The following is an 8,827-nucleotide window of genomic DNA, read 5'->3' as shown; positions in this document are numbered from 1 at the left end:
CCATTTGGCCTTCTTGGCACTATTACTCAGAAGATCGTGAACAGGTTCTAAGAGCATGTAGAACCCGAGACTGCTAAGCACACGATTGCACAGTTAACACTGGTAGCCGCCGGCCTCGTTTGCACTGCAGCGGCAGCATGGAACGGGCCGCACCACCAAAAAGCCCGGCAATGCCGGGCTTTTTGGTGTCCTGGATCACGTGCGCAACGCACGCAGGACTCAGGTAAACAAGGTCTGCGGATACTCGGGCTTGCGCTCGCGTGCCAGCAATTCCTTCAATCCCGCTTCCGGGGTGATCTCGCCATGCAGGACTGCACGCACCGCGTTGGAGATCGGCAGCTCGATGCCATGCTGCTCTGCCTGACGCATGACCTCGTCGGCGGTCTGCACCGATTCGACCACTTGACCGATTTCACGGATGGCATCGCTCAAGCTCTGCCCGCGTCCCAGCGCCAGACCCAGCCGCCGATTGCGTGACAGATCGCCGGTGCAGGTGAGCACCAGATCGCCTAGGCCAGCCAGGCCCATCAATGTTTCCGGCCGTGCGCCGATGACCGCGGCCAGGCGCAGCATTTCGTTCAAGCCGCGCGTGATCAGGCCAGCACGGGCGTTGAGGCCCAGCTGCATGCCATCGGCCACGCCGGTGGCAACCGCCAGCACATTCTTCATGGCGCCGCCCAGTTCGGCGCCCACCATGTCATCGCCGGTGTAGGCGCGGAAAGTGGGCCCGTGCATGGCATCGGCCACCACCTGCGCAAACGCGGCGTCATCGCCGTGCACGGTGATCGCGGTCGGCAGGCCCAGGGTGACTTCCTTGGCGAACGAGGGCCCGGTCACCACGGCCAGCGGCACGCTGGGGCCAAGGATGTCGCGCGCAACCTCATGCAGGAAGCGCCCGGATCCCGGCTCGAAGCCCTTGGTGGCCCAGGCGATGCCCGCGTCAGCCGGGCGCAGCGGGGCGAGCAGCTTGATTGTTTCGGTAAACGCATGCGACGGCACCACCACCAGGATCCAGCTGGCGCCGGCGATGGTCTGCTGAAGATCGGTGGTCGCGCGCAGGCTGTCCGGCAGGGCAATGCCTGGCAGATAGCGGGGGTTCTCGTGGGTGCGGTCGATGGCATCCACCATCGCCGCATCGCGGCCCCAGAGCACGGTCGGGTGACCGTGCCGGGCAACCAGCGCCGCCAGGGCCGTGCCCCAGGAACCGGCGCCGAGAACGGCGATTTTCTGTGTCGGATCGCTCATCCGGTGCGCAACAACGCTTACGCGTTGCCGGCCGGCTCGGAATCGGCCAGCGAGGTTTCGCCCTGCGAACGCTGGCGCAGGGTTTCGGCGTACAGCGCTTCGAAATTGATCGGCTGCAGGTAGAACGGCGGGAAGCCGCCGGCCTGGATCAGATCGCTGACCAGGGTGCGCACGTACGGGAACAGGATGTTCGGGCACTGGGTGCCGAGCAGCACGTCGATCGCCTGCGGCTCCAGGCCGACCAGGCCGAACACGCCAGCCTGCTGCACTTCGGCCACGTAGGCGGTCTTGCCACCGGCGGTGCAGGTCAGGGTCACAGCCAGCACGACTTCGAACGCGTTGTCGTTGAGGCGCTGCACCTTCTGGTTGAGGTTCAACTGCAGCTCGGGCTGGTTGGCGTCATTGAAGACGGCCGGGGCGTTCGGCGATTCGAAAGAAACGTCCTTGACGTAAATCTTTTCGATGGTGAAAGCGGGGCCAGCAGCGGCGTCGGCCGGCGCAGCGGCGCCGTTGAGGATTTCGTCGGACATTCCTAACTCCAGAAAACGGTTCGATGGATGCAACGTTGAGTGATGCAGACGTGAAAGCGCAGTATCTCACGCAAGCAATGGGGGCTTGCGCGGCGCCTCACAAGGCAGATCAGGCGCGGCCCTTGACCAGCGGCAGCTCGGCCATCTGCCAGGCGGCAATGCCGCCCTCCAGCCAGTAGACCTGCTCGAAGCCGGCCTTCTTCAGCGTCTTGGCAGCGCCGGCAGAGGCGTTGCCGCTGCGGCAGACCACCACCACCGGCGAGGACTTGGCATTGGCGAGCAACTTGCCGGCCGGGTCGAACTTGGCCAGTGCCACGTTGCGGCTGCCGGCGATGTGGCCTTTTTCGAAATCGGCAGTGGGCGACAGATCAATCACCAGCGCATTTTCGCTGTTGATCAGGCGGGTCAGCTCGGCCGGCTTGAGCGCGCGATAGCCGCGGAACAGGCGCGCGATCTCGGTGACGATGATGGCGATGGTCAGGCCCACCAGGGCCAGCGACAGCATGGGGTTGCGGCCCACAAAGGCCTGCAGCTCTTCGAAATTCACTGAGATCACGGTCGATGAAGCGGGCGGGAATTGTCGCACAGCTGGCGTACGCGACGGCCAGTGCCACGCTGGGTGGGCGAGTGGGAGGCTATTGGCCCTGCCACAGGTCCGGCAGGCCGGTGGTCAGCCACCAGCGTTTGCGCTCGGCATCCCAGTGCCACACCTCGATGCTGCGGACCAGCCGCTCGGCCTGGGTATTGCGGTTGATCACCCGCAGCTCGACCTCCCGGCGCAGGTCGCCGGTGTCGGTCTCGCCAACGCGCAGTTCGCGGTAGCCGGAAATCTGCACCTGCTCGTAGCGCGAGCGTTTCAGCTCGCTGAGCGGGTGGGCCTGCGCATAGGTCGGCTCGATGAAGCCCTGCGCTGCATCGAAATCGCTCCAGCGCACCGCCGCCGTGTAGGCGGCCTGGGTGGTTTCCAGCGCACGCGCCTGCGCCCGGCTGCCGGCGGTGGCCAGGCCGCTGACCAGGACCAACCCCAGCAGCACCACCATTCCCATCACTGCACGCATGCGCCTTCCCCCCAAGGACCAGGCCCGCATCCTACCGTTTTGGAAAGGCCACGAACCGCCCGCTCAGCGTCGCCGCCGCCGCACCCGACTCCAACGCCACCTGCGCGCGCATGTCGATGCGTGCCTTGCCGCGCTGGCGGAAGGTGGCCAGAAAAACCTCCCAGTTGCCGGCCGCCGACGGCGCGGCGTCTGCCACCAGCTCTTCGTACACCGGCGCGACATAGCGCAGCTGGCTGTCGGCCACGTAGACATCGGCATCGTGCCCGGCCAACTGCAGTTGCAAGGTCAACCACCCCCACCCGGCCAGTGTCATCAGCGAGGCCAGACTGCCGCCGAAGGCGTTGGCCTTGTCGTTGACGTTGGCCTGCAGCGGCGCGCGTAGCCGCAAGGCCCCGTCATGCAACCCGTCCACGGCAATACCCATCGACAGCACCGGTGGCATGGCGACGAACTGCTGCTGCAACGAGTGCAGGGCGGATGCGAGCGTGCACGGAAGGATCATCGGCAAAGGCTGCAAGGCGGCGAGGGGTTGGCATCATGCCGCAATGTCCTGCGAGCGTCTTGTGCGTTTCAGTCACAAAAGTAGCTGGCGATCGGCCTGCAAATGCACGCACAACGCGAGCGCCTTGTGCCGCTTCGCTTTCTCGAAAACAGCGACAAATGCAGTACCGCGGCGTACGGATCGGCGAACCAGTCAATACGCTGCCGCATGCATGGCGCCAGTGCGCAGAGGCCATGCGGCAACGCGATCAGCTAGACGCGTTATGACTGGTGGCGTCGTTGCGCGCGACGACAAGACGCAAGCGGCCTGCGCATGCTGCGCGGCTCTCGCATAATCCACCGATGACCTTGTCCCTGCCGTCGCCCACTTCATGGACCCTGCTGTCGCTGCGCCCCAGCGGCGAGCACGCGCCGCTGCGGTGTGCGGTGGCCCGGCATGGCGGCCAGTTGCTGGCGGTGTCGCCCTGGCGCCTGCAGATCAACGACACGCTGCAGGCACGCGATGCGCTGCGGCAGGCAGTGGGCGCGCCGATTGTCGTGTTCACCAGCCCGGCCGCCGTGCACGCGGCGCACCGGCTGCTGCCCCTGCAGCGGCCTGAACCGGCCCAGTGGGCAAGCGTGGGCGAAGGCACGGCGCGGGCGCTGCAGGCCTGCGGGATCGACGCGGTGGTGCGCCCGGCGCGCATGGACAGCGAAGGCCTGCTGGCACTGCCGGTGTTCGATGCCCCGCTGCACGCCGTGGGCCTGATCACCGCGCCCGGCGGCCGCGGCATGCTGGCGCCGGCGCTGGAGCAGCGCGGTGCGCGGATCCTGCGCGCAGATGTGTATCAGCGTGTTGCGCTCCGGCTGCGCGCATCGACGCTGCATGCGCTGGAGACCGCGCTGCCACGCAGCGTGATGGCCCTGAGCAGCAGTGAAGCGCTGATGTTGATCGTGCAGCAGCTGCCGCCGTCATTGGCCACTGCATTGAAGACCCGCCCGGTGGTCGCCTCCAGCGACCGCATGCTGGAAGCCGCGCGCGCTGCCGGCTTCGTGCAGGTCCATCGCGCCGAAGGCCCACTGCCTGCGCAATTGGCGGCCGCCGCGGCTGCGATCATGACGCCGCCGCCACCTTGCTGAACTGCGGACTCAAGCACAGCTTGCAGGTGTCTGTGGCCAGACGCCATGCTGTGGCGGATGACTGCGGCGCCTGCGCCTGTCGTGACCGCCCGAGGATGCCCGAATGACCGACATGCCCGCTCCTGCGCGACGTTTCCCCCTGGCCTGGTTGCTGCTCGTCGTGGCGATCGTGGCCGTGGGCGCGGCGCTGTTTCTCGGGTGGCGCGCATGGCAGAGCTACCAGGACACCCAGATCCAGGCCGCCCAGGCGCAGCAGCAACGCTGGGACGGGACCCAGCAACTGCTCGACACCCTGCGCCGCGACCAGCGCCTGGCCAACGAACGCCTGCAGGATGCCGCCGCCACCAACCGCGTGCTGCGCGATGAAATGCTTGGGCTGAGCCAGCGCAGCGCATTGCTTGAAGACACCGTGCAGAAGCTGGCCGATCCCAACCGGCACGGCGCCCAGGCGCTGCGGCTGGACGAGGTGGAATTACTGCTGCGGCTTGGCCAGCAGCGGCTGAGCATCGCCGGCGATGCCGATGGCGCACGACGCGCTTACGCCCTGGCCAATGGCGCGCTCAACGGCATCGACGACCCGGGCTATCTCAATCTGCGTCAGGCGCTGGTGCAGGAGCGCGACGCCCTTGATCGCCTGGGTCCCGGCCCGCAGGCACAGGTTGGTGAAGGGCTGGATCGCCTGGCAACGGACCTGCAGCGCCTGCCCGAGCAGAGCGCGCAGGACAGCGAGGCCGCACTGCCCTGGTGGCAGAAGGCCCTCTCGCCCCTGGTGGAAATCCGCCCGAGCCGTGGCAATGCGTTGATCACCGGTGGCGAGCGCACGGCCGCGCGCGATGCGCTGCAGATCGAAGTCAGCGTGGCGCGTGCAGCGGCCGAGCGCGGTGATGCGCAGGGGTTCGCGCAAGCCTTACGGCGCGTGGACACCTGGACCACGCGGCTGTGGCCAGACTCGCCACAGCGCCGCCAGGCACGCACGCGCCTGCGCGAACTGCAACAAGCGCCACTGCGTCCGCGCCTGCCGGAACTGGGCACCACCCTGCTGCAACTGCAGGCCATGCGTGAAGGGAGATCCACACAATGAAAGTGCTGCGTACCGTCTTGATCCTGCTGGTTGCCGTGGCGCTGGGTGTGCTGGGCGCGCAATGGCTATCGCACCAGAACAGCTACGACCTGGGCAATGTGGTGGTCAGCGTGGGCGGCAACGATTACCGCGCCGCCATGCCGCAGGCGGTGCTGATCCTGGTCATCGCGCTGCTGGTGCTGTGGCTGTTGTGGACGCTGATCAGCCTGCCGTTCCGGGTCTGGGGCAAATACCGCCGCAAAAAGGGCCGTGCGCGCCTGATCGAAGGCCTGCGCGCTGCCGATCACGGCCAGTGGCAGCGTGCCGAGCGCCTGCTGGTCAACGCCAGCGAGGACGAAGAAGTCAGCGGCATTGCCTTGGCCAGCGCCGTGCGCGTGGCCGATGCGCGCGGTGACGTGGCCTCGGCCACAGCGCTGGCGCAGCAGTTGGCCGAGCGCGACCCCACCGCACACGCACTGCTGCAGGGCGAGCGGCATCTGGCGCAGCAGCGCCCGGTGGATGCGATCAATGCGCTCGACAGCGCCGCCGCGCAGCCGCTGCCTGCCCGCGGCCTGCTGTTACGCACGCATGCACTGGCGCAGATCGGACGCGCCGACGAGGCCTATGGCCAACTCGGCGCCCTGCGTCAGCAGGCGGTGTTGGCGCCGGAGGCCTACAGTGCACTGGAGGCCACATTGGCCGAGCAGACCTTGCTGCAGGCCGGCGATGCCAACGCCCTGGCCGAACGCTGGGAAGCCTTGCCGAAGGCGCTGCGCACCTACCCGGCCGTCGTTGGCGCCTATGCCCAACGTGCGGCCGTGCTGCACTGGGACGATGCCGCGGTGCACAGCCTGGAACAGGCGCTGGATACGCTGTGGGACGAATCGCTGGTGCGCCTGTACGGCGTGTTGCCGCTGGAAAAATACGATTCGCGGCGTGCCAGTGCCCAGCGCTGGCTGACCCAGCATCCGGACAGCCCCGGGCTGCTGCTCACCCTGGCCCGCCTGTCGCGCCATCAGCAACAGTGGTCGCAGGCCGAAGAATTCCTGCACCGCGCACTGGCCAATGGCGCCGGTGCCGATGCCTGGGAAGAACTGGGCCACGGGTTTGCAGCGGCCGGTGATCTGCTCTCCGCGCAGCACTGCTACGCCAACGCACTGCGCGCCGCGCGCGGCGAACCGGTGCTGGAGATCATGCCGCAGCAATCCATCCGCGGCCCGATCGTGGTGGCCCATGAACCGCCCCCATCCGGCCCGACCACGCCGGACGATCGCCTCGTGTAATCAATGCGATTGTTCGGCCTTGCATCGGCGCACGCCACGGCTGCGCCACGTTGCATCAACGCTGGCGCTTTGCCTGCGGCGGTGATGGCAGATCGCTCAGGAATGCATCGCCGGCACCCAGATACCGTGCCTGCACGTGGTCGACCTGCGTCGGCGACAACACGCGCGACCCCAGGCGGCCGATCAACAGCATCACCGCCATCACGCCGGCACCGATCAGCCACCGGAACTGGCTATCGATCGAGAGCCCGCACACCAGCAACGCCAACACCGATGCCATCGCCACCGCGACATAACGCACGCGGCGGCGCTCGTGTTGCGCGCACAGGGTAAGCACGTGCGCGCTGCGCTTGCGTAGCGCGATGGCCAGGATCACGTACGGCAGCACGCCCAGCAGCAGCGCCGCGTAGATCACCGGATGGTGCCAATGAAAGATGTAGCGGCGTGGCGGCATGTCGGCCGGCGCGTTGCACTTGACGCACCGTGGCGGCAGATTGGCGCCCGCCGTACACACCAGCACGTCGCCCTCGCGCCACACATCGCCGTTCGCCGGCGGCAGGTACACGCTGGGTGGCTCGCGGAACTCGTCAGTCGACATCCATGCGTCCTTGCAGGTTTGGGATTGGAGATTGGGAATTGGGATTCGTAAAATCAGGAGTCCGCGTCTGCTTTTGCCAATCCCCAATCCCGAATGCCCAATCCCACGCTGCGCAGCAGCGTCAGCGTTCCACGATCGCCACCACGCCCATGCCGCCGGCGGTGCAGATCGAAATCAGGGCACGTCCGCCGCCGCGTTCTTCCAGCTGCTTGGCTGCGGTGGCCACCACGCGTGCGCCGGTCGCGGCGAACGGGTGACCGGTGGCTAGCGAGGAGCCCAGCGGGTTGATCTTGTCCGGGTCGATGCGGCCCAGCGGCGCGTCCAGTCCCAGGCGATTGCGGCAGTAATCCTCGCTCTCCCAGGCGCGCAGCGTGCACAGCACCTGCGCGGCGAAGGCTTCGTGGATTTCGTAGATGTCGAAGTCCTGCAAGGTCAGCCCGTGCCGGGCCAGCATCTGCGGCACCGCAACCGTGGGTGCCATCAACAGGCCCTCGCCATGCACGAAATCCACCGCCGAGACCTGTGCATCACGCAGGTAGGCCATCGGCGTGTGGCCGTGGGCCAGCGCCCAGGCTTCGCTGGACAACAGCACCGCGGCGGCGCCATCGGTGAGCGGGGTGGAATTGGCGGCGGTGAGCGTGCCGCGGCCGGAGGTCTTGTCGAACGCCGGGCGCAACGTGGCCAGCTTTTCCAGCGAGGTGTCGGCGCGCAGGATGTTGTCGCGCGACACGCCACGGAACGGGGCAATCAGCGAATCGAAAAACCCGCGCTCATACGCGGCCGCCAACTTGTGGTGCGAAGCCACTGCCCATTCGTCCTGCGAATCACGCGAGATGTTCCATTCCTTGGCCATGTCTTCGCAGTGTTCGCCCATGCTCTTGCCGGTGCGCGGCTCGGCCACGCCGGGGAACTCGGGCTTGAGCTCGCCGAGCTTGAAACCGCGCAGCAGTGCCTTGAGCTTGTCGCCGGTCGCCTTGGCGCGGTTGGCGGCCAGCAGGCGCGCCCGCAGCTTCTTGCCGTAGACGATCGGCACCTCGGAGGTGGTGTCCGAGCCGCCGCCGATGCCCGAGTCGATCTGCCCCAGCGCGATCTTGTTGGCGATGGTGATTACCGAATCCAGGCTGGTGCCACAGGCGCGCTGCAGGGTGATGCCCGGCGTCAGCGGCGACAGGCCCGACGACAGCGCGGCTTCGCGGGCCAGGTTCCAGTCGGAGGAATGCTTGATCACCGCCCCCATCGCCACCTCGCCCAATTGCTGGCCATGCAGCCCGAAGCGTTCGACCAGCGCGCCCAGCGTGCGCACCGACATGCCCAGGTTGCCCACGTCCGCGTATGCGGTGTTCTGGCGACAGAACGGGATACGAACGCCGCCCAGGATGGCGACGGGACGGGCTGCGGGCATCGGCTGACCTTGCATGAGGGACTCGGGGACA

General features: G+C 67.3%; 10 protein-coding genes. 3 read left to right on the top strand and 7 right to left on the bottom strand.

The features are described from left to right. Window positions 1–219: 219 nt before the first annotated feature. The 5 genes from QRM60_RS19520 to QRM60_RS19500 form a co-directional block, all read right to left on the bottom strand. A complete protein-coding gene (locus QRM60_RS19520) occupies window positions 220–1,245 on the bottom strand; it encodes an NAD(P)H-dependent glycerol-3-phosphate dehydrogenase (protein ID WP_114996724.1) in 1,026 nt (341 codons plus the stop codon). 17 nt (window positions 1,246–1,262) lie between these two features. Further along, entirely contained in the window at window positions 1,263–1,775 is a 513-nt protein-coding gene (gene secB / locus QRM60_RS19515) for a protein-export chaperone SecB (protein ID WP_011035459.1), read from the bottom strand. A 109-nt stretch (window positions 1,776–1,884) separates the two neighbouring features. Next, window positions 1,885–2,322, bottom strand: a complete 438-nt coding sequence (locus QRM60_RS19510; RefSeq protein ID WP_012437015.1) for a rhodanese-like domain-containing protein — start codon at window positions 2,320–2,322, stop codon at window positions 1,885–1,887. Between the two features lie 88 nt (window positions 2,323–2,410). Further along, a complete protein-coding gene (locus QRM60_RS19505; RefSeq protein WP_285446873.1) occupies window positions 2,411–2,833 on the bottom strand; it encodes a hypothetical protein in 423 nt (140 codons plus the stop codon). A gap of 31 nt (window positions 2,834–2,864) precedes the next feature. Continuing rightward, the gene (locus QRM60_RS19500; RefSeq protein ID WP_019237134.1) at window positions 2,865–3,335 is read right to left on the bottom strand and encodes a YiiD C-terminal domain-containing protein; all 471 of its coding nucleotides are present in this window, start codon (window positions 3,333–3,335) and stop codon (window positions 2,865–2,867) included. Between the two features lie 278 nt (window positions 3,336–3,613). Here QRM60_RS19500 and QRM60_RS19495 point away from each other — a divergent pair, with 278 nt between their 5' ends. The 3 genes from QRM60_RS19495 (at window position 3,614) to QRM60_RS19485 (ending at window position 6,796) form a co-directional block, all read left to right on the top strand. Next, window positions 3,614–4,453, top strand: coding sequence for a uroporphyrinogen-III synthase (locus tag QRM60_RS19495; RefSeq protein ID WP_285446872.1), 840 nt, complete (start codon window positions 3,614–3,616; stop codon window positions 4,451–4,453). Between the two features lie 103 nt (window positions 4,454–4,556). Further along, a complete protein-coding gene (locus QRM60_RS19490) occupies window positions 4,557–5,534 on the top strand; it encodes a uroporphyrinogen-III C-methyltransferase (RefSeq protein ID WP_285446871.1) in 978 nt (325 codons plus the stop codon). Continuing rightward, on the top strand, window positions 5,531–6,796 hold the full coding sequence (locus QRM60_RS19485) for a heme biosynthesis HemY N-terminal domain-containing protein (RefSeq protein ID WP_228437448.1): 1,266 nt from the start codon (window positions 5,531–5,533) through the stop codon (window positions 6,794–6,796). Before QRM60_RS19490 ends, QRM60_RS19485 begins: the two co-directional genes overlap by 4 nt. A 55-nt stretch (window positions 6,797–6,851) precedes the next feature. Here the strand turns inward: QRM60_RS19485 and QRM60_RS19480 are convergent, their stop codons facing one another. Together QRM60_RS19480 and QRM60_RS19475 are read right to left on the bottom strand one after the other, a co-directional pair. Then, window positions 6,852–7,394, bottom strand: a complete 543-nt coding sequence (locus QRM60_RS19480) for a hypothetical protein (protein ID WP_228437446.1) — start codon at window positions 7,392–7,394, stop codon at window positions 6,852–6,854. A gap of 121 nt (window positions 7,395–7,515) precedes the next feature. Next, window positions 7,516–8,811, bottom strand: a complete 1,296-nt coding sequence (locus QRM60_RS19475; protein ID WP_011269465.1) for an acetyl-CoA C-acetyltransferase — start codon at window positions 8,809–8,811, stop codon at window positions 7,516–7,518. Window positions 8,812–8,827: the final 16 nt, after the last annotated feature.

It is taken from the genome of Xanthomonas sp. fls2-241-TYG-148, assembly GCF_030208815.1.
Taxonomy (GTDB): Bacteria; Pseudomonadota; Gammaproteobacteria; order Xanthomonadales; family Xanthomonadaceae; genus Xanthomonas; species Xanthomonas campestris.
This window is presented reverse-complemented; position numbering and strand designations above follow the sequence as displayed.

What these genes read in the sequence shown, in the direction of transcription:
- QRM60_RS19500 (WP_019237134.1), bottom strand. Translation starts at nt 3,335, where the DNA reads ATGATCCTTCCGTGCACGCTCGCATCCGCCCTGCACTCGTTGCAGCAG.
- QRM60_RS19505 (WP_285446873.1), bottom strand. Translation starts at nt 2,833, where the DNA reads ATGCGTGCAGTGATGGGAATGGTGGTGCTGCTGGGGTTGGTCCTGGTC.
- QRM60_RS19520 (WP_114996724.1), bottom strand. Translation starts at nt 1,245, where the DNA reads ATGAGCGATCCGACACAGAAAATCGCCGTTCTCGGCGCCGGTTCCTGG.
- QRM60_RS19480 (WP_228437446.1), bottom strand. Translation starts at nt 7,394, where the DNA reads ATGTCGACTGACGAGTTCCGCGAGCCACCCAGCGTGTACCTGCCGCCG.
- QRM60_RS19475 (WP_011269465.1), bottom strand. Translation starts at nt 8,811, where the DNA reads ATGCAAGGTCAGCCGATGCCCGCAGCCCGTCCCGTCGCCATCCTGGGC.
- secB (WP_011035459.1), bottom strand. Translation starts at nt 1,775, where the DNA reads ATGTCCGACGAAATCCTCAACGGCGCCGCTGCGCCGGCCGACGCCGCT.
- QRM60_RS19490 (WP_285446871.1), top strand. Translation starts at nt 4,557, where the DNA reads ATGACCGACATGCCCGCTCCTGCGCGACGTTTCCCCCTGGCCTGGTTG.
- QRM60_RS19485 (WP_228437448.1), top strand. Translation starts at nt 5,531, where the DNA reads ATGAAAGTGCTGCGTACCGTCTTGATCCTGCTGGTTGCCGTGGCGCTG.